This is a genomic window from Ruegeria sp. YTSA064, from assembly GCF_059610325.1.
In genome coordinates, this window is record NZ_JBXWNK010000008.1 from 177,689 (window position 1) to 203,598 (window position 25,910).

Sequence of the window (25,910 nt, forward strand, 5' to 3'; positions counted from 1 at the left end):
GACCGCACATGGACAATCCCGAATGGGCACGCATATTGCAGCACATGGAACACAGATCCGACATCCTGATTGTTGGCGGTGGCCTGAATGGCCCCGCTCTTGCGCTGGCGCTGGCTCAGACCGGGCATTCGGTCACCGTAGTTGATGCTCTGGCAGAGAAGGTGCGCAAGAACGCGGCCTTTGATGGGCGTGCTTACGCACTGGCGCTGGCCTCGCAACGTCTTCTGGACGCAATCGGCGTTTGGGAGAAGGTCGAAGAACATGCCCAGCCCATGCTCGAAATCAAGGTCACCGATGGCCATGCCGGTGCAGGACCCTCGCCATTTTTCATGCATTTCGATCATGCTGAGATCGAAGAAGGTCCAATGGGCTATATGGTCGAAGACCGTCACCTTCGGCGTGCCTTTCTGGAAGCCATGGCCGAACATGCCGGGATCACCGAAATCAGCGGCAAAACTGTTGTATCTCAGGACATCACAGCACTCGGAGCGACGCTGACGCTGGATGACGGTTCGACTCTGTCTGGCAATCTTTTGGTCGGTTGCGATGGTCGTCGCAGCGGGACTGCAGCGCGCGCTGGGATAAAGCGCACGGGATGGGACTATGGACAGACCGCTTTGGTTTGCGCCATAGAACACGAACTGCCCCATCACGGAATTGCCCATCAATTCTTCATGCCCCCCGGCCCGCTGGCGATTCTGCCTCTGACCGGCAACCGTAGTTCCATCGTGTGGAGCGAACGCAGTGAGACGGCAAAACAGATCAATGCCCTGCCCGAGGCAGACTATCTGCAGATCCTGCGCCCGCGCTTTGGCGATTTCCTTGGGGACATCCACCTGCAAGGCGACCGGTTCACATATCCGCTGAACCTGACAATTGCCAACTCCTTCATAGCAGATCGACTGGCCTTGGTCGGAGACGCCGCCCACGGCATGCACCCCATTGCTGGGCAAGGCCTGAACGCGGGACTGCGCGATGTGGGGGCCTTGGCCGAGGTCCTGACTCTTGCTGGACGACGTGGCGAAGATATCGGATCAACGCTGGTACTGGAGCGCTATCAGGAGTGGCGTCGGTTCGACACCGCCTCGCTCGCAATGGCGACGGATGTGTTCAACAAGCTGTTTTCAAACGACAACCCTCTGCTCCGCATGGGCCGGGATATCGGTATGGGCATTGTCGGATCTCTGCCCGGGCTGCGCCGGGGCTTTGTGCGCGAGGCAGCAGGTCTGACCGGTGATTTGCCGAAACTGCTACAAGGGCGTCCGATTTAGTCCAGTTCGCGCGCCTCATCCACAAGCATCACTGGGATACCGTTGCGGATCGGGAAGGCTAGCCCGGCGGCTTTGGAAACGAGTTCCTGCCGCTCGGCATCATAGTGCAGCGTCGTGTGCGTCTGCGGACAAATCAACGCCTCAAGCATATGGCGATCAAATGCGTGTTCGGGTGTGCTCATTGCAGATGTTCCTCATTCGATCCGCCACGCATGGCGAACTCAATCAATGTCACCAAGGTCTCGCGCCGGGTACGCAGGCAGGGGGCTTCAAGCAGGGCCTGCTTCTCCTCAGGGTCAAATTCGAGCATCATCGACAGCGAATTGACCAAAAGCTCGTCGTCTGCGTCTTTCATCGTGTCCCAATCGGTCGACAACTGGCGCGATGAGAAAAACCGTTCCAGTAGTTTTAGGAACCTGTTTCGATCAAAACCATCATCCACTTCGGCCTTGCCCAGATCACGATCGAACCCATCCCAAGACACTGAGGCGCGCCGATACGGGGTGAAACTGTCCAATTCTGATTTGACCCTAAATCGCGATATACCAGTCAGAGTGATCAGATAGCGACCATCTTCAGTCTCGGAAAACTGCGTGATGCGGCCAGCGCAACCGATTTGATGCAGCTTGGTCTCGTCCCCCTGACAGGTGTTCGGCTGCACCATCCCGATCAGCCGCTCGGACGTTTTCAGAGCGTCATCCAGCATCTGGAGATAGCGCGGCTCAAAAATGTGCAGCGGTAGGCGCGAGCGCGGCAACAGCAGCGCTCCGGGCAGAGGAAACACAGACACCGTTTCCGGCAGATCAGCGGGGTGCATCATGTAGACGAGTGTAGCCCTGATCGGAATTTAGGCAAATATCATCGAGCTGAGCTTGCGCCGTCCGTTCAACACGATCGGATCATTGGGCTTGAGCGCATCGAAGATCGTGAAGAGCTGAGCCTTGGCCGCGCCCTCATTCCATTCGCGATCGCGGCGGAACAGTTCGAGCAATTGAGCGACCGCCTCTTCAACATCACCGTTGGCATGCAAGGCCTGCGCAAGATCAAATCGGGCTTGATGGTTGTCAGGTTCAGCCTCAACCGCCGCAGTCAATTCACCAACCGGCCCAGCATCCGCCGCCTGTTTAGCCAGTTCGAGCTGCGCATGGGCTGCTTCAACCTCGGGCGAAGTTGAAATCTCGGCCGGGGCACCGTTGAGGATGGCTTCAGCCTGATCAAGATCACCCAGCGCGATATGCGCCCGTACTAGCCCGCCATAAGCTGCAGCGTGGTTGGCATCCTCGCCCAGAATAGCCGCAAAGGTTTGCGCCGCGTCAACGGCCGCCCCTTCAGTCAACATTTCTTCTGCGGCCTGAACCGCATCGTCCAGCTGATTACCGGGGCTCTCACCACCTGCGGCTTCGATCACGCGATCAATAAATGCCTTGATCTCAGACCCCGGCAAGGCGCCTTGAAATCCGTCAATTGGTTGCCCCTTATGAAAGGCATAGACGGTCGGAATCGACTGCACACGCAACTGGCCCGCGATCATCTGAGCCTCATCCACGTTGATCTTGACCATCTTGACCGCGCCCTTGGCTGCGGTCACCGCCTCTTCCAGTGCCGGGCCTAGCGTTTTGCAAGGACCGCACCATGGAGCCCAGAAATCGACGATGATCGGCATCTCTTGCGAGGCTTCGACCACATCGGCCATGAAAGTGGCCTCGGTCCCATCCTTGATCAGATCAGTGGTATCAGGGCCGGCTGCGCCGTTCAAAAGATCCATGGTATTTACTCTCAGGTTCGTATTTGCGCTCTATATGCAGCCCCGCAGTTCAGAAACCAAGGGCTGAGTCGAGCGTTTTTACATCAATCAGACGTCGAATGTCGCAAAAACCGGCGCATGATCGCTTGGTTTCTCCCATCCACGCGCATCGCGCAAAACTCGGCTGGAATGGCCAGCGTTCGAGATATCAGGCGTGGCCCAGACATGATCCAGCCTGCGCCCCTTATCTGCCGCGTCCCAATCCCGCGCCCGGTAGGACCACCAGCTATAAAGCTGCCCTTCGGGGATATCCTGCCGGGTAATATCGACCCAGCCACCCGCATCCTGCGTCTCGGCCAGCGCTTCAACTTCGATCGGCGTATGCGAAACCACCTTGAGCAGTTGTTTGTGCGACCAGACATCATCTTCGCGCGGGGCAATATTTAAATCGCCAACCAGTATGGACTTTTCCGGCTTCTCGGCATGGAACCAGTCCCGCATATCGGTCAGGTAGTCCAGTTTCTGACCAAACTTCTCATTCATCTTGCGATCCGGGACGTCACCCCCGGCAGGAACATAGAAATTGTGGATAGTCACACCATTTTCCAACCGGCCCGCAATATGCCGCGCATGGCCCAGACCCGCGAAATCCTTGTCGCCCACTTCCTCGAGCGGCAGCCGGGACAGGATGGCGACACCGTTGTAGCCTTTCTGCCCCCGCGCGATCATATGCGTGTAGCCTAGCTCGGCGAAGCCCTCGGTCGGAATCTTGTCGACCGGCGACTTGCATTCCTGCAAACACAGCACATCCGGCGCTTCTTCCTGCAGCAATTTCAGCACGATAGGCTCTCGCAGGCGGACCGAGTTGATGTTCCATGTGGCAAGGGTAAAGGGCATATCGGAAAGTTCCTTTGTCTCGATCTGCGCAGGTTAGCGCGCGACTGTGAGCGGCGCCATGGGAAAAGACCGACAAATCAGATCCTATTGCCCGAAACGGCATGTGTCGGGCTTTCAGCCCGTTTTAATACGATACTTTCTGAACTTCGCACCCTCATACTCGATTTCACCGATATAGTGGGCACCCAACCGTGCCAAAGCCCCCGATTTCCGACGCGATAGAGGCAGTAAAAACGTCACGAACGGGATGCGCGTGTCCGCAATAGCAAATTCAATTGCCTGTCGCGTGATCCGCGAGCCTAATCCAAAACATTCAGGCCTCAGAACCAAACCATAGTCCCACTCGTCGCCTTCTTTTTGGAACCCACCCCAACCTATATATGTATCGCCCTGCAATATTGCCCAATGCCCAAGCCCGTCACGCACCCAGTACTCTTCCTTGACCTGAACAAATTGGTCGACGGCTGCGTTGTCCCATCCGCTTGTTAACAGAGGCAAATGTTCAGCCAAGCGAGGATCAGACATGTGCGAAAGAATATCTTGCGGATCAACCTCGGGTAGGCGTGTAAAGGTCAGTTTCATCTCAATCTCTGATCGTGACAGCATAGTAGAATTCAGGCGATCAATTGGCTGAGCGTTAAAAAAAGCCGGGCCATGAGGCCCGGCAGTCCAACAGGGAGGTGCATGTCATAACCCGGACATGCGCGGGTTGGGAGTAATCTAAAGATACCTACAGGGTATCACTTTGATCCAAGTCAATCCACCATTAGTCAAGCAACAAGGCGATATCCGCCCGATTCTGTGACCAAAAGGCGCGCATTTGACGGGTCGGGTTCGATCTTCTGACGAAGACGGTAGATGTGTGTTTCCAATGTGTGCGTCGTAACACCGGCGTTATAACCCCACACTTCGTGCAGCAGGACATCGCGCGCGACAACGCCATCGGTCGACCGATAGAGAAACTTGAGAATGTTCGTCTCTTTCTCAGTCAGTCGGATCTTGCGATCATCTTCGGTCATCAGCATCTTCATCGCTGGCTTGAAGGTATAGGGACCAAGAACAAATACTGCATCCTCGGATTGTTCGTGTTGACGCAGTTGGGCCCGAATGCGTGCCAAAAGAACCGGGAATTTGAAAGGCTTGCTGACATAGTCATTTGCACCTGCATCCAGGCCAAGGATCGTATCGGCATCACTGTCGTGCCCGGTCAGCATCAGTACAGGGCTTTTGACACCTTGCTTGCGCATCAGGCGGCACAGCTCGCGGCCATCGGTATCGGGCAGGCCGACATCTAGAATAACCAGATCGTAAATCGCTTCGCGTGCACGCTCCATTGCGGACTGACCATCTGATGCTTCGAACACATCAAAATCTTCAGTCATCACGAGTTGCTCACTGAGCGCTTCGCGCAGATCTTCGTCATCATCCACCAGCAGGATTTTCTTGAGCTGAGCCATGTCCGGTCCTCCTAAGCCTTTTCCATCACTTGCGTACGGAGAATGCAATCAGCAAGATATACTGCAGTCGCCTCACGGCCTCGTGTCTGTCGCATAGGAATTGTTTCACATTTCCCATTGATCGGGGTAGGAGAAAGACAAATCGTTATAGGGTAACATACATGAGTCTCGTCCCCAACATAACTGAACTGCTGGCGCGGGCGCGGGCGGACCTGCGAATGGGTGTTCCTGTCGTTCTAACGGATGAACTCGGTTTCGGTGCTCTCGCTTTCGCCACGGAAACGCTGAGCCCGCAGAGACTGGCAGACTTGCGTACCCTTGGTGGAGAACCGGTTGTGGCCATTACAATGCGGCGCGCCGAAACACTAAAAGCGCGCGCGTATGACGGCGATCTGGCCCGGGTCATGATTCCAGCGGATGCCGAGCTAAGCTGGGTCCAGGCAGTCGCAGACCCCTCGGACGATCTGAACGCGCCCATGAAAGGGCCGCTGATGACCCAGCGGCAGGGCAGCGCAAATTTGCACCGGATCGCGATTGCGTTGGCCAAATCGGCCCAACTGCTACCCGCGACTGTGGTCGTCCCCATCAATGAAAGCCATGAGTTTGCAGCAACGCACGGGCTGACCCGTATCGATCATGCACGCGCGGCACCACATCTGACCGATCGAAGCGCGTTGCATCCTGTCGTCGCCGCGCGTCTCCCGATGGAAGTGTCAGAGGCTGGTCGCCTGCACGTATTCCGCCCTGAAGACGGCGGAGAGGAACACTACGCCATTGAGATCGGACGTCCGGACCGAGACGAACCCGTCCTCGCTCGGCTGCATTCAGCCTGTTTTACCGGTGATCTTATGGGCAGCCTGAAATGCGACTGCGGTCCGCAATTGCGCGGAGCTCTAACTCAGATGGGCGCCGAAGGTGCGGGGGTACTGCTCTATCTGAATCAGGAAGGCCGCGGCATTGGGCTCGCCAACAAGATGCGCGCCTATTTTTTACAAGATCAGGGCTTTGATACGGTTGAAGCCAATCATCGATTGGGTTTCGAAGATGACGAGCGGGATTTTAGACTGGGGTCTGACATCCTGAAGTCTCTGGGGTTCAGTTCGGTGCGTCTGCTAACCAACAACCCCGCTAAGATCGCGATGATGGAGCGAACCGGAATCGCCGTCACTGAACGCGTTCCGCTGAAGGTGGGCGAAACCGATTTCAACCGCTCATATCTTGCAACCAAAGCGGCGAAATCGGGTCATTTACTGTGACACCACGCGATCTGGTTCTAACACCTCGGGGCATACGGTTTCTGGGGCGCATGTTCCCCTGTGCGATAGGCAGGGGATCTTTGAGTCGAACCAAACGGGAAGGTGATGGGGCTACACCTGTGGGCGCACATCATATTGTCGGGATGCTCTACCGCGCTGACCGAATGTCGCGGCCCGCTTCTTGGGCGCGCCCTATCGGAACAAACGATTTATGGTCAGACGACGTAGAAGACACCGCCTATAATCATCTGGTTCATGCGCCTCACGGCTACAGCCACGAAAAACTGCGTCGTCCCGATCCGTTGTACGATCTGATACTTATAACCGACTGGAATTACCCAGACTCGATACCCGGTCAAGGTTCGGCCATATTCCTGCATCAGTGGCGACGACCGCGCTATCCCACAGAAGGCTGCATCGCCTTCCGGCGCGACCATCTACGATGGATCGCGCGGCAGATTGCACCGGGTAATCGGCTGATCATTCCTCAGGCTTAACGCGCGCACCAAAGATGGCTGATCCGACGCGAACGTGAGTCGCGCCCAAGGCAATTGCGGATTCGAAATCGCTGCTCATCCCCATCGATAACCCGTCCAACCCGTTCCTTTCGGCTATTTTTGCCAAAAGCGCGAAGTGCAGCGCGGGTTCTTCTTCGACCGGTGGTATGCACATCAATCCACGAAGGGGCAAGTCAAGGCCCCGGCATTCAGCGATAAAGGTATCCGCATCAAGTGGAAGTACGCCTGCCTTCTGATCCTCTTCTCCCGTATTGACCTGAATGAACAGATCCGGGCACTTGCCCATTTCTTGCGCCAATCTCGCCAGTGTTTTCGCAAGCTTTGGCCGATCTACCGAATGGATCGCATCGCAAAGCTCAATCGCCTGCCGCGCCTTGTTGGTCTGCAGCGGTCCGATCAAATGCAAATCGACATCTGGATAACTTTCCCGGAACGCGGGCCATTTGCCCGCTGCCTCCTGAACCCGGTTCTCTCCAAAACACCGATGGCCCTGTTGCAAAACGGCTTCGACCCGATCGTTGGGTTGAACCTTGGAAACCGCGATCAACTTTACAGACCCAGTGGCGCGCCCGGATGCGGATTCCGCTTTTGCGATACGGTCGGTGATATCTTGCAGCGACATGGGGCCTCTCATTTTGCGTTTGCTGCAGCAAAACATCATGTAGACAAAAAAGAAAAGGGCAGGTCCGAAGACCTGCCCTTAAACCTTGCGGTTCAAATCAACTTAGAAGTTGAAGTTGACACCGAAGTCTGCGCGAACGCGGCTGTCGCCGTCACCAGCTTTGGTGTTGCCCAGACCACCTTTCAGCGACACACCGCCACCCAGGTCATGGATGAAGCCGATGCCGTACTGCTGGGTGTCGTCGTCTGCGCTACCGTCACCGTAAGCAGCGGTCAGAGTGGTTGCCGCGCCCAGGTTATAGGCCAGCGAGAAACCATACGCGGTGCCGTTCAGGTTATCTGCTGCAACGTCATCGTCAGCTACAAACAGGGTACCGTTGAAGTCGCCGAAGTCAGCGCCCAAGGTCAGTACGGTCAGAGTGTCTTTCTCACCACCGAACGGACGGTCGGTCTGACCATAGGCCAGAGCGGCTGTGACGTTGCCGAAGGTGTAAGTTGCACTGATATCCCAGCGGTCGCCGCTGTCGGTGTCTGCACCGGCAGTTGCAGTTTCAGCAAAAGTGGCTTGGTCATACGACGCGCCAAAGGCGAAATCGCCAACTGCGTACTGGAAGAACACAGCGTTCGAACCTGCGCCGGTCGACGAGAATGCCAGGAAGCTGTAGTCAACAGCAGCATACTGACCGATGAAGAATTCCAGACCAGGCTCGTTACCGTAGTAGTTTGCCAGGTTGTCGAAGGCACCCGATACGTTACCCGCGTCAACACGCAGACCGCCGTAGATTGCCGAGAAGCGCGCGCCGCTCAGCTGAGCTGTGCCTGCTTCGCCGTTGCCGGCGTTTTCGTCAGCTTGCAGACGAACACGAGCCGAGAACTCAACACCACCGTCGGTTTCTGCGGTGCCGTCGATGTTCAGACGGAAACGCGAGATCAGGATTGTGTTGTCGGTGTCAACGCCAGAAGCGGTGCCGCCATCAATCGAATCAACGGTGCCGGTACGGTCTTCCAGGTAACCAATACCAAAGCGGCCATAACCGCTGAATTTAACGTCGGCCGCTGCAACACTTGCGGTTGCGATCAGAGCGGTCGATGCGAAGAGAACTTTTTTCATCTTGTTTCCCTCGGTTTCAAAGATATTTCTACTCGACACATGCAAAGCACGTGTCTCAGCACGCACATCGTTTCGCTTTTTTTACCCCGGTTGCGCAAGCTTGGCATAAACGCCTTGCCGTCATTCAGATCGAATTGGTGCAAGGATGCCACAGTCGATTTTCCGCCAGGTCCTGCGGGCAACTCACGCCCATATGTAAAGAATAGGCTTGTTGCAGCACCACTCCTTGTCTAGGAGTGACATTCAAACAGTACAAAACAAGTAAAACAGGACCTTCCAACGATGCGCCTGATAACGATTCTGGGTTTGATCATGGTGACGGCGACTGTCTCTGCCTGTAGTCGCGGGCGACTGCCGCCAGGAGACGCCAGCGTTTTGACCGTTGATGGCAGCTCGTCAGAAGAGCGCGAGCTGAATGATCCGAATCGTACAACGATATGGGACATCTTCGGCCCGGACACATCCGAGCAGGTAACGCAGGTAAACCGCTATCTTTGGGCCGCGTCACTGGATGTGCTGAATTTCCTGCCCATTGAAGAGGTTGATCCGTTTACAGGTGTGATCGTTACCGGTTACGGAAGGCCGCCCGGCGGCGGGCGGTCGTATCGCGCAACGGTACATATTAGTGATCCAGCGCTCGAGGCGCGCTCACTTTCTGTTGCGCTTCAAACCAGTGGCGGTTCCCCGGTCAGTGCGGCAACCTCTCGCGCGGTTGAGGATGCAATCCTATCCCGGGCCCGTCAGCTACGGATTGCTGACAACAAGTTCTAGCAACCCGCAAGAAATCACAATAATACAACGCCGGGTTCATACCCGGCGTTTTCATTCACGAAGGACCGCACCATGTCGCGCTACTCGGCCAACGAAATCGAAGCAAAATGGCAAGAGGCCTGGGACAAGGCCGGAATCTTCACCGCCAACCACAAGGCGGACAAGCCGAAATACTACGTGCTTGAAATGTTCCCCTATCCCTCAGGCCGCATTCATATGGGGCATGTGCGCAACTATACGATGGGCGACGTGATCGCGCGGCATAAACTGGCGACCGGACATAACGTGCTACATCCGATGGGCTGGGATGCCTTCGGAATGCCAGCCGAAAATGCCGCGATGGCAATCGGCGGCCACCCTAAAGACTGGACCTACGGCAACATCGCCGACATGCGCGGTCAGATGAAACCGCTGGGCCTGTCGATCGATTGGTCCCGTGAATTTGCCACCTGTGATCCGGAATACTACGGCCAACAGCAAGCGCTGTTTCTAGATATGCTTGAGGCCGGTCTTGTCTACCGCAAGAACGCCGTAGTGAACTGGGACCCGGTCGACATGACCGTTTTGGCCAATGAACAAGTAGAAAACGGCCGTGGCTGGCGTTCGGGTGCATTGGTGGAGCGTCGGGAGCTGACTCAGTGGTTTTTCAAGATCTCGGATTATTCCGAGGAGTTACTCGACGCGCTGGACACGCTGGATAACTGGCCCGCCAAGGTGCGCCTGATGCAAGAAAACTGGATCGGCAAGTCGCGCGGCCTTCAGTTTGGGTTCGAACGAACCGATGGCAAAGAGCCTATCACCGTCTATACGACTCGTCCCGACACGCTGCTGGGGGCATCTTTTGTTGGCATCTCGCCTGACCACCCGATCGCCAAGCAGCTCGAGGCCGAAAACCCCGAAGTTGCTGAATTTGTTGCCGAATGCCGCAAGGGTGGCACCACCGAAGAAGCCATCGAAACGGCCGAAAAGCTGGGTTACGATACCGGCATCCGCGTCAAGCACCCTTTGGACCCGAACTGGGAGCTGCCGGTTTGGATCGCCAACTTCATCCTCATGGACTATGGCACCGGCGCGATCTTCGCCTGCCCCGCCCATGACCAGCGCGATCTGGATTTCTGCCGCAAATACGACCTGCCGGTGATCGACACGTTCTTCGCACTGGACAGTGACACACCGGTCGACAAAATCGCCTTTGTACCGCCTAAGACCGAAAAGGTCCGCTGGGTGAACCATTTTGCCGGTCTGACCGAGGCGACCGGTGATGAGGCGATCAACGCGACGGTCGATTTCGCCGAAAAGGCAGGATGGGGTGAAGGCGTCACTAAGTACCGCCTGCGCGACTGGGGTCTGAGCCGTCAGCGGTATTGGGGTTGTCCGATTCCCGTTGTCCATTGCGACAAATGCGGCACCGTGCCAGAGAAGAAAGAGAATCTGCCGATTCAGCTGCCCTATGACGGTGGCAACGGCGAACCAATCGACTTTTCGATCCCGGGCAACCCGCTGGACCGTCACCCCAACTGGCGTGACACCCCTTGCCCGTCCTGCGGCGCACCGGCCAAGCGCGAAACCGACACGATGGACACGTTCGTCGATTCGTCGTGGTATTTCGCCCGTTTCACTGCGCCGCGCGCGGAATCGCCTACCGATCTTGCCGAAGCCGAGTATTGGATGAACGTCGACCAGTATATCGGTGGGATCGAACACGCGATTCTGCACCTGCTCTATTCCCGTTTCTTCGCGCGGGCGATGAACATCACTGGCCACCTGCCGAAAAAAGCCATCGAGCCCTTCAATGCGCTGTTCACGCAAGGCATGGTCACGCACGAGATTTACCAGACGCGCGATGCCAAGGGCCGACCGGTCTACCACCTGCCCGAGGATGTGACCGACGGCAAATTGGCCGACGGCACCGAGGTAGAGATCATCCCCTCGGCCAAGATGTCGAAATCCAAGAAAAACGTGGTTGATCCGGTAAGCATCATCTCGGCCTTCGGTGCCGATACCGCGCGCTGGTTCGTGCTGTCCGATTCGCCACCCGAACGCGACGTGGAATGGACCGCGTCCGGCGCTGAAGCCGCGTTCAAGCACCTGAGCCGGGTGCACCGGATCGCATCGGAAATCGTCGGGTCGGACGTGGCCGCCAATGCCGAGGACGAAGCGCTACTGCGCGAGATGCACAAAGCCATTCACGATGTGTCAGGCGGCATCGAATCCTTCGGCTTCAACGCCTCCATCGCCAAGCTTTATGCTTTCACCAACACGCTGGCGAAATCAAAGGCGGGCACCGCAGCCAAGCGCGAGGCCGCAAAAACGCTGGCACAGCTTATGTCGCCCATGACCCCTCATCTGTCAGAAGAGCTTTGGCAGATGCTGGACGGCGAAGGTTTGGTCGCAACAGCACCGTGGCCTGTGGCCGATGAGGCGATGCTGGTTGATGACACCATCACCCTGCCCATTCAGATCAACGGCAAGCGCCGTGCAGAAATCAGCGTTCCGAAAGACATGGACAAGGCAGAGGTTGAAAAAATCGCGCTCAGCACCGAAGCTGTGCAAAAGGCGCTGGATGGCGCTGCTCCGAGAAAAGTAATCGTTGTTCCGGGCCGAATCGTAAATGTCGTCGTTTGATCGCAGAACCTTGCTGTTGATGCCGCTAGCGCTTGCCGCTTGCGGGTTCGAGCCGGTCTATGCACCCGGTGGATCAGGCTCGGCTCTGGATGGCAAGGTTGAGGTATCAGCACCGAATACGGTCGAAAGTTTTCTGCTGGTACAGAATCTTGAGCGTAAATTGGGCCGAAGCGCGACCTCCGGCAATGAATACAAACTAGATGTCGTGGTTTCGACGGTCACCCGCCGAGCCTCAATCACGACGGCAAATGAAACCAATCGCTACACGATTGATGGCAATGCCAGATACGAGTTGAAGTCCAACGCGACCGGGCAGGTCCTTGCCTCTGGACAGGTCACAGATTTCGTCGGTTATTCTGCCGCTGGCTCGACCGTCTCAACATTGGCTGATGAACGCGACGCGACCGAGCGATTGATGGTGATACTGGCCGATCAGATCGTGAATCGTCTATATGCCACACCGGGCCTGTCCGCATGAAGCTGAGCCCGCGCGAGGCTGACGGATATTTTGCCAAGCCGGATGAGGGCAAAGCGGGTTTGCTGATCTACGGCGCGGACGCCATGCGGGTTGCCCTGAAACGCCAACAGGTACTGGCCGCCCTGCTTGGACCCGGCGCGGAAGAAGAAATGCGCCTGACCCGAATCCCCGGAAGCGAGCTGCGCAGCGACCCGGCCTTGTTGCTGGACGCAGTAAAGGCGGTCGGGTTTTTTCCCGGACCCCGCGCGGTATTTGTCGAAGACACGACAGATGTGGCAGCGCCCGCGATTCTTGCCGCTTTGGAAGACTGGGATCATGGCGACGCACAAATTGTTGTAACCGCTGGTCAGCTCAAACCCAGCTCAAAAATCCGCAAAGCGTTTGAGGCGAACCCGGCAGCGTACGCCGTTGGTATCTATGATGATCCACCCTCTCGGGCCGAGGTGGAACGAATTCTAGCGCAAGCCGGATTACAGAATATTCCGCGTGATTCGATGTCGGCCCTCAGCGAGCTCGCCATGGCGCTGAGCCCCGGCGATTTCACGCAAACCGTTGAGAAACTGTCGCTTTACAAGCGTGGCGACACAAGCGAACTGATCATAGAAGATATCGAGGCATGCGCGCCACGGTCGACTGAGGCCGCACTGGATGATGTGTTGAACGTTGTCGCCGAAGGCCGTGCACAAGAGATCGGGCCATTGATCCGGCGGTTGCAGGCGCAGGGCACCAATGCGGTAACCTTGTGTATCGGTGCCACGCGACATTTCCGAACTCTCTATGCCTGTGCGTCAGATCCAGGCGGAGCGGCACAGGGAATCGGCAAATTGCGCCCTCCGGTCTATGGCAAACGGCGCGATCGGATCTTACGGCAAGCCCAGGGTTGGGGGGCACAGAAATTGCAGACCGCATTAACGGTTCTGACCGATACTGACCTGTCCTTGCGCTCGGCTGGCCAAACCGCACCAGCAATGGCGCTGGTGGAGAGGGCCATGATCCGCTTGGCGATGCTGGCCAGATCCGGCTGAAGCCTAGCGGTTCAACCATTCAACTGCCGACTGCCCAGCCCATCGACCCGTCGCCAGACAGCCGGTCAGAAGATAACCGCCAGTTGGTGCTTCCCAATCCAGCATCTCGCCTGCACAGAAGACGCCAGGCAAGGCGGTCAGCATTAGGCCTTCATTCACCGAATGACGCTCAATACCACCTGCAGTCGAGATCGCTTCATCCATCGGGCGCAGGCCAGAATGGTGTAAAGGCAGGTTCTTCAGGGTCTCGACCCAATGCGATGGTGCCAAATCGCTACCTTTGGTCATTTCATGAAACAAAGCGACCTTCTGCGAAGACAGGCGCAAACCATTTTTCAACCAATGCGACAGGGTCGCCTTGGGTTTCTTCGCACCCAATCGCTCATGCAGCGCATCTTTCGAAATATCCGGAACCAGATCCACAAATAGTGGCGTGCCATTCCGAAGTGCCGGCGTCAGAGAATACAGGCCCCCACCTTCCAAGCCCTTTGCGGAAATCGTCGCCTCACCTCGACTTTGAAATTGACCTGCCCACCATCTCACCGACTTTAGGGCTGCACCAAAATGAGGCTGCATGTACGGGCTCCAATCGACTGAAAGAGCCGCATTAGCGGGTGCGAACGGGGCCACGCTGACACCTTGTTCTACAAGCCAAGGTGCCCATGCCCCATCCGATCCAAGCCGCGCCCAACTGGCACCGCCGAGCGCTAATATTGTCGCGTCTGGGGTGCAATACTGTGCCCCAATGGGCGTTTCAAACACCAACGCACCATTTTGCCAACCTTTCCAGCGCCATCGGGTTTTGATCTCGACACCAGCCCGATCAAGTCGGGACAACCACGCCCGCAATAAGGGCGATGCCTTCATCGCTTTGGGAAATACACGGCCAGTTGAACCTGTGAAAAGCTTTTGCCCCAGACCACCGGCCCAAGACATGACCGCCTGCGCGTCAAACGCTTGGATCATCGGATGCAGCCAGTTCGCAGCTTCCCCATATGCGGAAATAAGAGTCTCAAAGGGTTCGTCTTTGGTCAGGTTCAGCCCAGACTTTCCTGCCATCAAAAATTTGCGCGCCACCGAAGGTTTCGCTTCGGCCACAAGAACCTCATGCCCTGCAGCAGCAAGTTGCTCGGCAGCAATCAATCCCGCTGGTCCTGCTCCTATGACAACGGTTTGCGCCATTGTGTCCCTCTTGCCCAATGCACGCTTCGGCGCAAAGTTAGGTCATGGCAAATTCTGATCCGATCTGCCCGCTCTGTAACCGCCCGATCCCTGAAGGGGGTGGTAGCCTGCACCATCTGATCCCAAAGCTCAAAGGAGGCAAGGGCGGGCCAATCGTTTTATTGCATCAGATCTGTCACAAAGAAGTACATGCAACACTCACCGAGGCCGAATTGGCGCGCGACTACAACACGGTCGATTCGCTGCGCACGCACCCAAGGCTGGAAAAGTTTCTGGATTGGGTGCGTAAACGCCCACCGGGTTTTCGTTCAAAGGTGCCCGGTAAACGGCGTGGACGTTAACCACCCGGAAGCCATGGATCACCAAACGCATCCTCTTGTGGATCTGCCAATCCTTCGACCTCAATCCCAAGATAATCCGGCACCGGCGCAAACCGAGCACTTGGGATATGTTGGAACTCCAACGTCGTGTAGGGGCGCTTCCACAGCCATTCGCGATTCTCGACTGCCCAGAGATCGGGGTTAGGAGGCGCGTCGGCTGTAAACGCATAGAAATGCAGATCAAAGCCGTAAGGTTCGACATCTTGCATAGATAGCAAAGTCATTCCCTGGGATCGGCAAAACGCATCTTCAGCGGCGATGTCACCAGTCCGCAAGGTGATCTGACCAATGTGGGCCTCGGCAAATGGGGTGTCCGGGCTGGCGGCTTCGTCGGGTCGGTTACCCTCGAAATCATGCTGCAGCAGTTCGATAACAAACCCCTCGGGATCACTCAGATGGCACATGTAGCCAATGTCCAAAAACTGTCCCGGCGCGCTGACCGCGATACCCTTCTGGTGCAGGATGTCCGCTGCAAGATCAACATTCGGCAGCGTGATCCCAATCTTCCAATAGCGTTGACCACGGTCGTGGCGGTAGCCGCCGCCACCCGGCATCAGTAAAAGATCGGCATCCAAGCCGGGGTATCCCACGCGGCGATTGGCACCTTCGGCCTGAACCGACATACCAAGCGCATCACGATAGAACGCGGCCAACCCATCCGGATCTGTCACTCGCAAGCGCAGTGCAGCCATTCTCATGGGCACAATCCGGCGATACCAGCTGCAATTGCTGGGTCAGCAGACAGACTGTCTGCTACCAACTCCCGCGCGGTGGGCATCAGTAGATCGGCCTCGACAACCCGATCAACCAACCCAAAGTTGTACGCTTCTTCGGCCGAGATCTTTTGCCCGGCCATCAAGATCATTTTAGTTCTGGATGGGCCAATCAAAGCGGCCATCCGTTTCGGATCAGAGGGTTGCGGCAAAAAACCCAGCTTCATGACTGGATAGAAAAACTTGGCTGACGGAACTGTGATACGCAGATCACAGGCCAGAACCATACCGTTGGCCCCACCCGCCAGCGTGCCATTGAGCGCCGCCACCGTCAGGCAGGGCAACGCAGCAATCGCACCCGAAAGTCGTTCCCACAGATCTGAGGTTGCAAGTCCCGCCCGCGCTTCCTCGAGATCTGCACCTGCGCTGAAAACCCGGCCTACGCCGGTCAAGATCAACGCGCGGGCCTCAGTTGCGGTCTCTGCGATGTGGACCAATTCACCCAGCATCGCTGAAGTCAGTGCATTGGCCTTTTCCGGGTTGTTCAACGTGACCGTCCACAACCCGTCTTCTTGGGTCAGATCAATCACGTCAGACCAACTCGTTTGCGAATTTCTTCATTGCGCAGCGATATCTCGGTCCCCAAAAACTCATCCGCATCCGCCGAACACATCCACATCAACGCCCGAGCCGGCCAATCTGCGGGGATATGATCGTCCCAATCCAGCTGGCTGACCGGGTTGATACCGCTGGCCTTGATCACCCGCTGCATATCGGTGGCCACGGTCCCCGGCGACAAGCCCATGGCGCGGATGCCATGATGCGCCTCTTCCAAATGCACGCATTCCGTTAACATCTTGGCACCAGCTTTGGAGGCGCAATAGTGGCTCCAGGCTTCCACCGGATTAGACGCCGCGCCGGACGAGACGGTCAAAACCGTGCCCCCGCCTGACGCCCGCATGATGGGCAAAGCCGCGCGCATTCCATAGAAGATACCTTTTAGATTGATATCGATCGCATGGCTCCAAGCCTGTGTATCCGCGTTCGACAGATGAAAAATCGGATCGATCACACCCGCGTTCCCGATCAGCACGTCCAGCGCACCAAACCGATCAATGCAGTCGGCAACTGTCTGTTCTACCTGCGCAAAATCGCTGACATCGCAAGCCAATGCGATCACATTTTCACCCAGCGCCGCAGCCAGCGCTTCGATCTGATCACGGCTGCGCGCGACCAGAGCCACATGGGCCCCGGCTGCGGCAAAAACGCGCCCGGCTTCTGCGCCGATACCTCGGCTGGCCCCAGTGATCAGTACAGTTTTCCCTTGCATATGCATCGCTTAAATCCCTGCATTTGAAATTGTCTTAACTCGTACCCCGCAAATGGGGAATTGGTCCACCCCTTCCCCCTTGACGCTGATCGCTACAGGCACGACGATGCCGTCAAATTGATCAAGAAGGGTTCTCTTATGACTGTTTTCCTTCGCCGCAGCTGCGGTGCAGCTTTGGCATATGCCGTTGCCACAAACGGCGCATTTGCAGATGTAACAGCCGATGATGTCTGGTCCGACTGGCAGGCCTATCTGGGCGGGATGGGCTATGACGTAACGGGTGAGCAGAGCGTATCGGGCAGCGTCACAACCATCTCGAACATGACGATGGCAATGGCGATTCCGGATACCGAAGGCACATTTGATATGGTCATCCCCGAGATGACGCTGACCGAGAATGGCGACGGCACTGTCAATATCGGGTTCCCTGCCAGCTTTCCAATGACAATTTCGGGTGAGGCTGAGGGGGAGACATTCTCGGCCGATCTGGTCTATTCTCATGACGCTCTGGAAATGGTCGTGTCGGGTACTCCCGAAAATATGACTTACGACTATACGGCGAACAGCCTGTCTCTGACGCTGGACTCGATGGAATTCGACGGTGAGACTGCGCCAGATGACATGTTGGCCCTGAATGTCCAGATGAACGATATTGCTGGCGCTTCCCGGATGGAAATCAACGAGAAGCGCAATATAGAGCAGCAACTTACCGCTGGCAGTCTGTCCTATGACGTCGCCTTTAACGAGCCTGATAGCGAAGATACGGGCCGGATCAGCGGCAAGCTTGATGACCTGAAATTTAACGGTGATACAATCATCCCACCCGGCATGGATGTCGCAAGTATTGAAGACATCTATAAGGCAGGGTTTGCCGCGTCAGGGACCTTTACCTATGCCTCGGGTAGCACCGAAATGGCGGGTACATCCGAGGGCGAACCGTTTTCGCTGAGCAGCAGTTCCGAGGGTGGCAGATTTACCGGCAGCATCGATGCCCAGAGACTTGTTTACGATCTTGCGCAGAACGGCACGAAGCTGGCGATCACAACGGCCGACCTGCCGTTCCCGATCGAAATGGCAATGGCCAATGCCGGGCTGAAATTTGAGTTCCCCGTTCAGGCGTCGGAAGAGATCCAGCCCTTCGGGTTTGGTATAAACCTGACCGATTTCACCATGTCCGACATTTTGTGGAGCATGTTTGACCCTGCAGGCGCGCTGCCCCGTGATCCGGCAACCATTGCGTTGGATACGACCGGCACCGCCAAGGTTCTGGTTGATTTCATGGACCCAGAAGCAGTGGAAGAGCTTGAGACATCTGATGTGGTTCCGGGCGAGTTGCATTCAATGAAGATCAACGAACTGCTTGTGTCGCTGGTCGGGGCAGAGTTGACCGGGAACGGAGACTTCACGTTCGACAATTCCAACACCGAAGAGTTTGATGGTCTACCCGCCCCGTCGGGCGTCGCCAATCTGAAACTTGTTGGGGCAAATGCTCTGCTCGACAAGCTGATCGGCATGGGCTTTGTCTCGGAAAACGATGCGCTGGGTGCCCGTATGATGATGGGTCTGATGGCTGTTCCAGGCGAAGAACCCGACACGTTGAATTCGAAAATTGAGTTCACCGAGGACGGACAGATTCTGGCCAACGGTCAGCGTATCAAGTGATCAACATATGGGAAAGGCCGCAATCGTGGCCTTTCCCGCCTGAGGCACATTACGCTATTGTGCTGCAGGCCTTGCGGGACGAACGATCCGAGGCTAGGTCCAGTATAACCAGACCGGAGGCCTCATGACCCGAACACCTCAGAACATCAGCGACGAACTGCTGGACGCAGCCCGCAGGGCTGGCGCCGAGGCGGCCGATGCCATTGTTATTGATGGATCTTCCGTTTCTGTAGAGGTGCGTGGTGGTGCGCTGGAACATGCCGAACGCTCGGAAGCAACCGATCTGGGGCTGCGGGTTTTTCTGGGCAAGCGTCAGGCGATCGTTTCCAGTTCAGACAGCCGTCCCGAGACCCTCAAAGCGATGGCCGAAAGGGCTGTTGCCATGGCCCGGGAAGCCCCGGAGGATCCGTTTACCGGTTTGGCTGAACCCGACCAGTTGATCACCGACTGGGACATGGATGCACTGGAACTTTTTGACACGGCCCCTGAACCCAGCGCCGAAGCTCTGATGCAGGACGCGTTGGCTGCCGAAGCAGCGGCGTTGGAAGTGGCGGGCGTATCGCAGGTTTCTGACGCGGCGTCGGCTTATGGCACTCACCGGGTTCATCTTGCTGCGACAAACGGCTTTTCGGGTGGCTACATGCGCAGCAGCCGTTCAACCTCATGCGTTGCCATATCCGGCGAGGGCACAGGGATGGAACGTGACTATGACGGTGACAGCCGTACCTTTCAGTCAGATCTGCGCGGTCCGGCCGAGATCGGCCGAACAGCAGGTGAGCGCGCGGTTCAGATCGTCGGTGCGCGCAAACCGCAGACCGGCAGTTTCCCTGTCGTCTTCGACGAGCGTATTTCTTCGTCCCTGATCGGCCATCTGCTGGCGGCCAGCAATGGCGCCGCTATTGCACGCGGAGCCTCTTGGCTGAAGGAAAGCCTAGGGCAGCAGGTTCTGCCGTCACACCTGTCGCTGATCGAAGACCCACATCGCCCGCGCATCTCCGGCTCGCGCCCATTTGACGCCGAAGGCCTGGCAACACACAGGCGAGCTATCGTTGAGGATGGTGTGCTGACTGGATGGACGCTGGATTTGTCCAGCGCGCGCAAACTGGAAATGAGCTCTACCGGGAACGCCGCGCGCGGCGTATCCGGGCCACCCTCACCCAGCAACTGGAACCTTAGCCTGACGCCGGGCGACAAAACACGTGCTGATTTATTGCGCGATATGGGGACAGGGCTTTTGGTTACGTCGATGATTGGCTCGACCATCAACCCCAATACCGGCGACTATTCCCGCGGGGCCTCGGGTTTTTGGGTCGAAAACGGTGAGATCACGCACCCTGTCAACGAATGCACCATCGCGGGCAATCTGCGCGACATGTTAATGCGCATCATTCCTGCAAACGATGCGCGCGTTTACTTGTCGCGCGTTGTACCCTCGCTGCTGATCGAAGGGATGACCCTTGCCGGCAACTGACCTGTCCCTGCTGATCGACGCCGCACTTGAAGCCGGAAATATCGCCACGCGCTATTCTGGCCCTCAGGCCCAGCGCTGGGACAAACCCGAAGGCGCAGGACCGGTTACCGAAGCAGATTTGGCCGTCAATGCAATGCTCGAGCGTGAACTGCAGGCTGCCCGCCCAGACTATGGCTGGCTCAGCGAAGAAACCGAGGATTCACCTGATCGCCTGACCCGTAATCGGGTCTTTGTCATTGACCCCATCGATGGCACCCGCAGTTTTGCCGAAGGATCACGCACCTGGGCGCATTCGCTGGCCGTGACTGAGCAGGGGGAAGTAACGGCAGCGGTCATTTATCTGCCAATGCGTGATCTGCTTTATGCCGCCGCGAAAGAGCAAGGCGCAACGCTGAATGGCAGACCCATATACGTTTCTGGGCGGGTGCAGCTGTCCGAAGCTGAGATTCTGGCCGCAAAACCTAATCTTGATCCGCGCCATTGGCTATCTGAGGCTGTCCCGGAATTTCGCCGAGTGTACCGGCCGTCACTCGCTTATCGGATGGCATTGGTTGCACAAGGACGGTTCGACGGAATGCTGACCCTGCGCCCCAGTTGGGAATGGGATATCGCCGCCGGTGATCTTATCCTGCGTGAGGCGGGTGGACGCTGTACAGATCGGTTGGGGCATCCTTTACGGTTCAATAATGCTCACCCTCGCCTGAATGGCGTTGTAGCGGCGGGCTCAGAGGTACATGAAAATCTTCGTTCCAGATTGGACCCGCGCGGGATCGGCATCTCTGCATGAGTAAACCACGATCTCTCAGCCTGGCGGCCTATCGGGTCCTTTCTTGGGGTGTTCCCAAGAACACCAGTTTTGCAGGTATAGCGCGTCCCGAGGGAGAAGTTTTATGGGTGCATGTCAGCACACCATACCGGCTACGCGCTGTTGATGATTTCTGTCGCCGCTTGATGTCTGCGCGACCGGGTTTGTCGCTGCTTCTAACAGCGCCTCCCGACGCCGATTTCGGAGAATGGGAAGAGTGCAGCTGCCAAATTCTAAAGCTCCCGGCCGAACACACCGGTGCCGCACGAGCTTTCCTGGACCATTGGCGCCCCGATATGGGACTTTGGTTCGGCGGTGGATTAATGCCAAACATCATTACCCGTGCGCAGGAACGGTCAATCCCGCTCGTACTGCTTGAGGCATTAGTTGAAGTGAAGACGGCACGAGGTGGGCGTTGGCTCCCGGATATTACCCGTTATACGCTGGATTGCTTTATGACCATCCTCACCACAAATGATGAAACAGCACGCCAAATCCGGAGGCTGGGGGTCAATTCGGCAAAAATTTCGGTCGAACCTCCTCTTCATATCAGCCCCAACCCAACCCCTTGGCCCGAGGATGAATTGATCGAGACCAACCACATTCTGGCCGGTCGGCCAGTTTGGCTGGCCGCATGGGTTCAGGCCAAGGAGTTTATTTCGGTACTCAGTGCACATCGCCAGGCACTACGATTGTTGCCGCGTCTTGCTATGGTTCTGCACGTGGCCGATGCATCCGAGGCCGCGCCATTGTACAAACGTTTAGAGGCGATGGACTTGCGATGCGCTAATTGGGACGAAGGTCATGCCATTGAGGATACAACGCAAGTCATCGTGTCGTCAGAACCCGAAGATCTGGGCCTTTGGCATCGTGTTTCAGCCGTGACATTCATGGGCAGTTCGTTAGAACGCAACGCAGGTGGTCAAGACCCGTTGATTGCAGTCGCGTTGGGATCGGCGGTGATTAATGGTCCGCATGTCGGCAATTACCAGGTCCTTTATGATAGGTTGAACCAAGCCAACGCCGCCCTAACCATAAAGTCAGCGACTGAGTTGGGCGATGGCGTAGTCGAGTTGCTGGCCCCGGACCGCACCGCAGACATGGCATTGGCCGGTTGGCAGATTGTAACCGAAGGCGCGCCACAGGCGGATCAACTGATCGACATGGTGCAAGACACGCTGGACCGGCGGAGGGCCCACCATGCGCGCCCCTGATTTTTGGAATTCGGCCCCCGATCAGTTGAACTTGCGGGCCAGATTACTTGCACCACTCGGCCGCATCTACGCGTCCGCGACAGCCCGCCGCGTGGCGAGCGGGCAGAGCCTCTCACCCGGGGTACCGGTAATCTGCGTCGGCAACCTGAACGCGGGCGGCACCGGCAAAACGCCAACCGTAGTATGGGTACTGGATTGTCTGAGGGGCATCTGGCACCAACCTCATGTTGTCACCCGCGGACATGGTGGATCTCTGGAAGGCCCGGTGCAGGTTGACCCGCGGAAACACACCGCGGCGCAGGTGGGCGACGAACCCCTTTTGTTGGCTGCATTCGCCGAAGTCTGGGTTGCAAAGGATCGTGCCGCCGGAGCACAGGCTGCCGCAGCTGCAGGCGCGACCGCTATTGTACTGGATGACGGATTTCAAAATCCCTCGGTCAACAAAGACTTTTCGATCATCGTGGTGGATGCCGCGCGGGGATTTGGCAACGGGCTGTGCCTTCCTGCCGGACCCTTGCGAGAACCCGTGGAAGCGGGGTTGAAGCGGGCTGATCTTGTATTGTCCCTTGGCGATTCCGAGGCGCAATCGATTTTTGCTGAAAGATGGAGCCACGCCCTTTCGGTGCCCCACGCCACGGGTGAGATGCGACCGCTGCAAACCGGGATGGACTGGAGCGATACCTCTGTTCTGGCATTTGCGGGCATCGGATACCCCGAAAAGTTTTTTGAAACTCTGCGGCAACTAGGTGCAAAACTGCTGCGCGCCGAAGCTTTGGACGATCACCAACCGCTGACAACCGCCCTTATGAGCCGCTTGGAGAAGGACTCTAAAGCGTTGAGCGCCCAATTGGTTACAACCGAGAAGGACGCCGTGCGCTTACCTGCGGCGTTCCGAAGTAAGGTCCTTACACTTCCGGTTCGGCTACACATCAATCAGGATGAAATGGTCAAAGCGATGTTAACCAAAGTCGCACCCTCACCCTGAACGAATGGCCAGCCCGATACAGGCTGGCCCAACAGGGATTAGCTGCCCAGCTCGTCTTCGATCAACTTCTTGAAGTCGTCATAAGACTGGTTATCAACCTTCTTGCCATTCACGATGAAAGAGGGTGTCGCCTGAATTCCATCACGTTCAGCGTTCTCTTGGTACCAGGCTACCAACGTCTGCGCGTGGGTGCCGTCCTGCAAGCAGGCTTCAAGTTGATCATTGTCGATACCTGCTAGACGACCAATCTTGCGCAGCTCCTCAACGATTTCGGTGGGACCTCCGGCGCGAGTCCATTCAGACTGACCTTCATACAGCAGATCGGTAATGCCAAAGAACTTCTCGGGGCTCGCACACCGCGCCACCATCGATGCCCAAAGGCCATAGCGGTCGAAATACACCTCGCGGTAGGTGAACTTGACCTTGCCCGTGTCGATGAAGTCCTTCTTGAGCTGCTTATACGCGCCCTGATGAAAGTTCGCGCAGTGCGGACAAGTGTATGATGCATATTCGATGATCTCGACTGGCGCGTCTTCCGCCCCCTGCACCATCTCAACGATGGTTGACGTGTCCAGATCCGCCTCTTGCGCCTCGGCGGTACCGACAAGCGGGTTAGAAGGGATCGTATTACTCGACGTTGTCAGCCAATAGCCGCCAGCGGCTACGGCGACAGCCGCACATATTACGGTTGCAATCCGGCTCATTCCTCAGCCCTTTCTTAGCGTTTCTGTCTGGATAAAACGTTGCGGCCCAAACGTTCAAGGGCTGCACGCAAATCTTCATCATGAACTGCGCGCGACACATTGTCGGCCTCAGCTGCGACTTCTGGTGAAACAACAGGTTTTGTCTGTTTCGGTTTATGATCGAAACTCGCCTGCCCCTCGGCAAACCCGGTCGGCGCGGTCTGGGTGATACGTACCCGATTAATCGCGTTGTAACCATAGACGGCATTCACTTTGTCACGGAGCTGCTCTTTCTGCATCTCCAGCATTGGAGCCTGCGGCCCGGTTGTCAGCACCGTCAGCGTCGCCCCAAATCCGCCCTTGGCGTATCCTACATTCACCGGCCGGGCGATCGACGCGATGTCCTGGCCCACAATCTCGGCCCAATGAGTCAAAAGGCGCGAGACGGCAAAACCCCGGCTTTCCCCGGCCTGCCTGATCCGGTCATTCAGCAAAGTGGCGGTACGCTTGAACCCGCGGGTCGAAGAACGTCTGCGTTGCATCTGGTTTCCAACTCTTGCGCGGCTATTGTAATAAGCTGCGACCTGTGCGCCAGTGAAACCCGACAGGGAGTTACATAAAACTTGCGTGACTGCACCGAAATCGACCTGAGCAAGACGCTGTTGGACTGGTACGACCGCCACGCGCGGGAAATGCCGTGGCGGATTGGCCCGGTGGATCGCGCCGCCGGTGTCATGCCTGATCCCTATCGGGTCTGGCTTTCCGAAGTTATGCTACAGCAGACCACCGTAGCCGCTGTGCGCGACTATTTCATCAGATTCACCACCCGTTGGCCCACTGTCAAAGCCTTGGCACAGGCCCAAGACGATCAGGTCATGGGCGAGTGGGCTGGCCTTGGCTATTACGCCCGCGCGCGCAACTTATTGAAATGCGCGCGCGTTGTCGCTGCTGAGTATGATGGTCAATTCCCCGAGAGATACGACGAATTACTGACACTGCCGGGAGTTGGGCCCTACACCGCTGCTGCTATTGCAGCGATTGCATTTGATCAATCCGAAACTGTTTTGGACGGCAACGTCGAACGAGTCATGGCGCGGTTATATGACATTCACGATCCCCTACCTGGTTCAAAACCCCTGTTGAAAGAAAAGGCCGCGTCACTGACACCACCTCTGCGGCCCGGGGATCATGCTCAGGCGGTTATGGATTTAGGCGCGACGATCTGCACTCCTAAATCTCCAGCCTGCGGGATTTGTCCACTCTATGCGCCCTGTCTGGCGCGGGCTGCGGGTACGCAGACAGAATTACCGCAAAAAACACCCAAAAAACCGAAACCAACACGGTTGGGTCATATCTATATTGCCCAACGCAGAGATGGTGCTCTGCTATTGGAACGCCGCCCCGACAAAGGCCTGCTGGGCGGCATGTTGGGCTGGCCCGGCTCGGACTGGTCCGACGCGCCTGTAGAAAATCCTCCGTTCCCGGCGCGTTGGCAAGAAATACCGGGCGAAGTGCGGCACACTTTCACCCATTTTCACCTGATCCTGCGTATCTGGACGACCAAACTGCCCGATGGGTTTACTCCGGATGATTTTGTGATCATGGACAAACACCAGTTCAAACCCAGCGACTTACCCACCGTTATGCGCAAGGGGTTCGATCTCTGGCGCGGCCAATAGACCGCTGTGCAAAACATAAAGAGCGGTCTACT

The 25,910-nt window shown here is 56.9% G+C and carries 28 protein-coding genes; 14 read left to right on the top strand and 14 right to left on the bottom strand.

Features of this window, described 5'->3' with window-relative positions; genetic code table 11:
- Positions 1 to 44: 44 nt before the first annotated feature.
- Positions 45 to 1,271 carry an FAD-dependent monooxygenase gene (locus AC2FI7_RS13900; protein WP_010440819.1) on the top strand — a complete coding sequence of 409 codons (1,227 nt, stop codon included), beginning with the start codon at positions 45 to 47 and terminating at the stop codon, positions 1,269 to 1,271.
- Here AC2FI7_RS13900 and AC2FI7_RS13905 read toward each other — a convergent pair.
- The 6 genes from AC2FI7_RS13905 to AC2FI7_RS13930 all read right to left on the bottom strand — a co-directional run bounded on the left by AC2FI7_RS13905 (position 1,268) and on the right by AC2FI7_RS13930 (position 5,369).
- On the bottom strand, positions 1,268 to 1,453 hold the full coding sequence (locus AC2FI7_RS13905) for a Trm112 family protein (protein ID WP_010440817.1): 186 nt from the start codon (positions 1,451 to 1,453) through the stop codon (positions 1,268 to 1,270). The two genes, AC2FI7_RS13900 and AC2FI7_RS13905, sit on opposite strands and share 4 nt — an antisense overlap.
- Positions 1,450 to 2,091, bottom strand: a complete 642-nt coding sequence (locus AC2FI7_RS13910; RefSeq protein WP_010440815.1) for an LON peptidase substrate-binding domain-containing protein — start codon at positions 2,089 to 2,091, stop codon at positions 1,450 to 1,452. Before AC2FI7_RS13910 ends, AC2FI7_RS13905 begins: the two co-directional genes overlap by 4 nt.
- A gap of 27 nt (positions 2,092 to 2,118) precedes the next feature.
- Positions 2,119 to 3,036: a tetratricopeptide repeat protein gene (locus tag AC2FI7_RS13915; protein WP_480456600.1), complete on the bottom strand. Its 918-nt coding sequence runs from the start codon at positions 3,034 to 3,036 to the stop codon at positions 2,119 to 2,121.
- Between the two features lie 87 nt (positions 3,037 to 3,123).
- Positions 3,124 to 3,912: an exodeoxyribonuclease III gene (locus AC2FI7_RS13920; RefSeq protein WP_010440811.1), complete on the bottom strand. Its 789-nt coding sequence runs from the start codon at positions 3,910 to 3,912 to the stop codon at positions 3,124 to 3,126.
- A gap of 114 nt (positions 3,913 to 4,026) precedes the next feature.
- Complete coding sequence (locus tag AC2FI7_RS13925) at positions 4,027 to 4,518, bottom strand: GNAT family N-acetyltransferase (protein ID WP_010440809.1); 492 nt, start codon at positions 4,516 to 4,518, stop codon at positions 4,027 to 4,029.
- Between the two features lie 164 nt (positions 4,519 to 4,682).
- Positions 4,683 to 5,369 carry a response regulator transcription factor gene (locus tag AC2FI7_RS13930; protein WP_008756096.1) on the bottom strand — a complete coding sequence of 229 codons (687 nt, stop codon included), beginning with the start codon at positions 5,367 to 5,369 and terminating at the stop codon, positions 4,683 to 4,685.
- A 161-nt stretch (positions 5,370 to 5,530) separates the two neighbouring features.
- Here AC2FI7_RS13930 and ribA point away from each other — a divergent pair, with 161 nt between their 5' ends.
- Positions 5,531 to 6,625: a GTP cyclohydrolase II gene (gene ribA, locus AC2FI7_RS13935; protein WP_010440806.1), complete on the top strand. Its 1,095-nt coding sequence runs from the start codon at positions 5,531 to 5,533 to the stop codon at positions 6,623 to 6,625.
- On the top strand, positions 6,622 to 7,122 hold the full coding sequence (locus tag AC2FI7_RS13940; RefSeq protein WP_029621876.1) for a L,D-transpeptidase family protein: 501 nt from the start codon (positions 6,622 to 6,624) through the stop codon (positions 7,120 to 7,122). Before ribA ends, AC2FI7_RS13940 begins: the two co-directional genes overlap by 4 nt.
- On the opposite strand, the gene AC2FI7_RS13945 is transcribed toward AC2FI7_RS13940, so the two are convergent.
- Together AC2FI7_RS13945 and AC2FI7_RS13950 are read right to left on the bottom strand one after the other, a co-directional pair.
- Complete coding sequence (locus AC2FI7_RS13945) at positions 7,106 to 7,765, bottom strand: YggS family pyridoxal phosphate-dependent enzyme (protein ID WP_010440803.1); 660 nt, start codon at positions 7,763 to 7,765, stop codon at positions 7,106 to 7,108. The genes AC2FI7_RS13940 and AC2FI7_RS13945 overlap by 17 nt on opposite strands.
- A gap of 102 nt (positions 7,766 to 7,867) precedes the next feature.
- Positions 7,868 to 8,875, bottom strand: coding sequence for a porin (locus AC2FI7_RS13950; RefSeq protein WP_010440800.1), 1,008 nt, complete (start codon positions 8,873 to 8,875; stop codon positions 7,868 to 7,870).
- A gap of 282 nt (positions 8,876 to 9,157) precedes the next feature.
- Between AC2FI7_RS13950 and AC2FI7_RS13955 the strand changes: the two genes are divergently transcribed.
- The 4 genes from AC2FI7_RS13955 to holA all read left to right on the top strand — a co-directional run bounded on the left by AC2FI7_RS13955 (position 9,158) and on the right by holA (position 13,774).
- Positions 9,158 to 9,646, top strand: coding sequence for a DUF3576 domain-containing protein (locus tag AC2FI7_RS13955; protein WP_010440798.1), 489 nt, complete (start codon positions 9,158 to 9,160; stop codon positions 9,644 to 9,646).
- 72 nt (positions 9,647 to 9,718) lie between these two features.
- Entirely contained in the window at positions 9,719 to 12,271 is a 2,553-nt protein-coding gene (gene leuS / locus AC2FI7_RS13960; RefSeq protein ID WP_010440797.1) for a leucine--tRNA ligase, read from the top strand.
- Positions 12,258 to 12,749, top strand: coding sequence for an LPS assembly lipoprotein LptE (lptE, locus tag AC2FI7_RS13965; RefSeq protein WP_010440794.1), 492 nt, complete (start codon positions 12,258 to 12,260; stop codon positions 12,747 to 12,749). Before leuS ends, lptE begins: the two co-directional genes overlap by 14 nt.
- The gene (gene holA, locus AC2FI7_RS13970; RefSeq protein ID WP_010440792.1) at positions 12,746 to 13,774 is read left to right on the top strand and encodes a DNA polymerase III subunit delta; all 1,029 of its coding nucleotides are present in this window, start codon (positions 12,746 to 12,748) and stop codon (positions 13,772 to 13,774) included. The genes lptE and holA overlap by 4 nt, the downstream gene beginning before the upstream one ends.
- 3 nt (positions 13,775 to 13,777) lie before the next feature.
- On the opposite strand, the gene AC2FI7_RS13975 is transcribed toward holA, so the two are convergent.
- Positions 13,778 to 14,956 (bottom strand): TIGR03862 family flavoprotein, encoded by a 1,179-nt coding sequence (locus AC2FI7_RS13975; protein ID WP_496816193.1) that lies wholly within the window; start codon positions 14,954 to 14,956, stop codon positions 13,778 to 13,780.
- Between the two features lie 44 nt (positions 14,957 to 15,000).
- Here AC2FI7_RS13975 and AC2FI7_RS13980 point away from each other — a divergent pair, with 44 nt between their 5' ends.
- Positions 15,001 to 15,297, top strand: coding sequence for a hypothetical protein (locus AC2FI7_RS13980; protein WP_010440788.1), 297 nt, complete (start codon positions 15,001 to 15,003; stop codon positions 15,295 to 15,297).
- On the opposite strand, the gene AC2FI7_RS13985 is transcribed toward AC2FI7_RS13980, so the two are convergent.
- Genes AC2FI7_RS13985 through AC2FI7_RS13995 form a run of 3 tightly spaced genes read right to left on the bottom strand, consistent with a single transcriptional unit; the run spans position 15,294 to position 17,385 of the window.
- Positions 15,294 to 16,028, bottom strand: coding sequence for a VOC family protein (locus AC2FI7_RS13985; protein ID WP_480614498.1), 735 nt, complete (start codon positions 16,026 to 16,028; stop codon positions 15,294 to 15,296). The two genes, AC2FI7_RS13980 and AC2FI7_RS13985, sit on opposite strands and share 4 nt — an antisense overlap.
- Positions 16,029 to 16,030: 2 nt before the next feature.
- Complete coding sequence (locus AC2FI7_RS13990) at positions 16,031 to 16,639, bottom strand: enoyl-CoA hydratase/isomerase family protein (protein WP_010440785.1); 609 nt, start codon at positions 16,637 to 16,639, stop codon at positions 16,031 to 16,033.
- Entirely contained in the window at positions 16,636 to 17,385 is a 750-nt protein-coding gene (locus tag AC2FI7_RS13995) for an SDR family oxidoreductase (RefSeq protein WP_010440783.1), read from the bottom strand. The genes AC2FI7_RS13990 and AC2FI7_RS13995 overlap by 4 nt, the downstream gene beginning before the upstream one ends.
- A 132-nt stretch (positions 17,386 to 17,517) precedes the next feature.
- Here AC2FI7_RS13995 and AC2FI7_RS14000 point away from each other — a divergent pair, with 132 nt between their 5' ends.
- From AC2FI7_RS14000 to lpxK, 5 genes are all read left to right on the top strand, one after another.
- Entirely contained in the window at positions 17,518 to 19,041 is a 1,524-nt protein-coding gene (locus AC2FI7_RS14000; RefSeq protein ID WP_496816194.1) for a DUF2125 domain-containing protein, read from the top strand.
- A gap of 124 nt (positions 19,042 to 19,165) precedes the next feature.
- Positions 19,166 to 20,512, top strand: a complete 1,347-nt coding sequence (locus AC2FI7_RS14005; RefSeq protein WP_010440779.1) for a TldD/PmbA family protein — start codon at positions 19,166 to 19,168, stop codon at positions 20,510 to 20,512.
- A complete protein-coding gene (locus AC2FI7_RS14010; RefSeq protein ID WP_010440776.1) occupies positions 20,499 to 21,299 on the top strand; it encodes an inositol monophosphatase family protein in 801 nt (266 codons plus the stop codon). Before AC2FI7_RS14005 ends, AC2FI7_RS14010 begins: the two co-directional genes overlap by 14 nt.
- Positions 21,296 to 22,531 carry a 3-deoxy-D-manno-octulosonic acid transferase gene (locus AC2FI7_RS14015; RefSeq protein WP_496816195.1) on the top strand — a complete coding sequence of 412 codons (1,236 nt, stop codon included), beginning with the start codon at positions 21,296 to 21,298 and terminating at the stop codon, positions 22,529 to 22,531. Before AC2FI7_RS14010 ends, AC2FI7_RS14015 begins: the two co-directional genes overlap by 4 nt.
- Entirely contained in the window at positions 22,518 to 23,516 is a 999-nt protein-coding gene (gene lpxK, locus AC2FI7_RS14020) for a tetraacyldisaccharide 4'-kinase (protein ID WP_496816196.1), read from the top strand. The genes AC2FI7_RS14015 and lpxK overlap by 14 nt, the downstream gene beginning before the upstream one ends.
- Before the next feature lie 38 nt (positions 23,517 to 23,554).
- Here the strand turns inward: lpxK and AC2FI7_RS14025 are convergent, their stop codons facing one another.
- Together AC2FI7_RS14025 and AC2FI7_RS14030 are read right to left on the bottom strand one after the other, a co-directional pair.
- Positions 23,555 to 24,220, bottom strand: a complete 666-nt coding sequence (locus AC2FI7_RS14025; protein ID WP_496816197.1) for a DsbA family protein — start codon at positions 24,218 to 24,220, stop codon at positions 23,555 to 23,557.
- 14 nt (positions 24,221 to 24,234) lie between these two features.
- A complete protein-coding gene (locus AC2FI7_RS14030; protein ID WP_010440769.1) occupies positions 24,235 to 24,741 on the bottom strand; it encodes a DUF721 domain-containing protein in 507 nt (168 codons plus the stop codon).
- Between the two features lie 150 nt (positions 24,742 to 24,891).
- Here AC2FI7_RS14030 and AC2FI7_RS14035 point away from each other — a divergent pair, with 150 nt between their 5' ends.
- Complete coding sequence (locus tag AC2FI7_RS14035) at positions 24,892 to 25,878, top strand: A/G-specific adenine glycosylase (RefSeq protein ID WP_238528784.1); 987 nt, start codon at positions 24,892 to 24,894, stop codon at positions 25,876 to 25,878.
- Positions 25,879 to 25,910: the final 32 nt, after the last annotated feature.

Excerpts from the sequence above, each read along its gene's own strand:
- AC2FI7_RS13900 (WP_010440819.1), top strand. The coding sequence starts at position 45 with ATGGAACACAGATCCGACATCCTGATTGTTGGCGGTGGCCTGAATGGC.
- AC2FI7_RS13905 (WP_010440817.1), bottom strand. The coding sequence starts at position 1,453 with ATGAGCACACCCGAACACGCATTTGATCGCCATATGCTTGAGGCGTTG.
- AC2FI7_RS13910 (WP_010440815.1), bottom strand. The coding sequence starts at position 2,091 with ATGATGCACCCCGCTGATCTGCCGGAAACGGTGTCTGTGTTTCCTCTG.
- AC2FI7_RS13915 (WP_480456600.1), bottom strand. The coding sequence starts at position 3,036 with ATGGATCTTTTGAACGGCGCAGCCGGCCCTGATACCACTGATCTGATC.
- AC2FI7_RS13920 (WP_010440811.1), bottom strand. The coding sequence starts at position 3,912 with ATGCCCTTTACCCTTGCCACATGGAACATCAACTCGGTCCGCCTGCGA.
- AC2FI7_RS13925 (WP_010440809.1), bottom strand. The coding sequence starts at position 4,518 with ATGCTGTCACGATCAGAGATTGAGATGAAACTGACCTTTACACGCCTA.
- AC2FI7_RS13930 (WP_008756096.1), bottom strand. The coding sequence starts at position 5,369 with ATGGCTCAGCTCAAGAAAATCCTGCTGGTGGATGATGACGAAGATCTG.
- ribA (WP_010440806.1), top strand. The coding sequence starts at position 5,531 with ATGAGTCTCGTCCCCAACATAACTGAACTGCTGGCGCGGGCGCGGGCG.
- AC2FI7_RS13945 (WP_010440803.1), bottom strand. The coding sequence starts at position 7,765 with ATGTCGCTGCAAGATATCACCGACCGTATCGCAAAAGCGGAATCCGCA.
- AC2FI7_RS13950 (WP_010440800.1), bottom strand. The coding sequence starts at position 8,875 with ATGAAAAAAGTTCTCTTCGCATCGACCGCTCTGATCGCAACCGCAAGT.
- AC2FI7_RS13955 (WP_010440798.1), top strand. The coding sequence starts at position 9,158 with ATGCGCCTGATAACGATTCTGGGTTTGATCATGGTGACGGCGACTGTC.
- leuS (WP_010440797.1), top strand. The coding sequence starts at position 9,719 with ATGTCGCGCTACTCGGCCAACGAAATCGAAGCAAAATGGCAAGAGGCC.
- lptE (WP_010440794.1), top strand. The coding sequence starts at position 12,258 with ATGTCGTCGTTTGATCGCAGAACCTTGCTGTTGATGCCGCTAGCGCTT.
- holA (WP_010440792.1), top strand. The coding sequence starts at position 12,746 with ATGAAGCTGAGCCCGCGCGAGGCTGACGGATATTTTGCCAAGCCGGAT.
- AC2FI7_RS13975 (WP_496816193.1), bottom strand. The coding sequence starts at position 14,956 with ATGGCGCAAACCGTTGTCATAGGAGCAGGACCAGCGGGATTGATTGCT.
- AC2FI7_RS13980 (WP_010440788.1), top strand. The coding sequence starts at position 15,001 with ATGGCAAATTCTGATCCGATCTGCCCGCTCTGTAACCGCCCGATCCCT.
- AC2FI7_RS13985 (WP_480614498.1), bottom strand. The coding sequence starts at position 16,028 with ATGGCTGCACTGCGCTTGCGAGTGACAGATCCGGATGGGTTGGCCGCG.
- AC2FI7_RS13995 (WP_010440783.1), bottom strand. The coding sequence starts at position 17,385 with ATGCATATGCAAGGGAAAACTGTACTGATCACTGGGGCCAGCCGAGGT.
- AC2FI7_RS14000 (WP_496816194.1), top strand. The coding sequence starts at position 17,518 with ATGACTGTTTTCCTTCGCCGCAGCTGCGGTGCAGCTTTGGCATATGCC.
- AC2FI7_RS14005 (WP_010440779.1), top strand. The coding sequence starts at position 19,166 with ATGACCCGAACACCTCAGAACATCAGCGACGAACTGCTGGACGCAGCC.
- AC2FI7_RS14015 (WP_496816195.1), top strand. The coding sequence starts at position 21,296 with ATGAGTAAACCACGATCTCTCAGCCTGGCGGCCTATCGGGTCCTTTCT.
- lpxK (WP_496816196.1), top strand. The coding sequence starts at position 22,518 with ATGCGCGCCCCTGATTTTTGGAATTCGGCCCCCGATCAGTTGAACTTG.
- AC2FI7_RS14025 (WP_496816197.1), bottom strand. The coding sequence starts at position 24,220 with ATGAGCCGGATTGCAACCGTAATATGTGCGGCTGTCGCCGTAGCCGCT.
- AC2FI7_RS14030 (WP_010440769.1), bottom strand. The coding sequence starts at position 24,741 with ATGCAACGCAGACGTTCTTCGACCCGCGGGTTCAAGCGTACCGCCACT.
- AC2FI7_RS14035 (WP_238528784.1), top strand. The coding sequence starts at position 24,892 with ATGCCGTGGCGGATTGGCCCGGTGGATCGCGCCGCCGGTGTCATGCCT.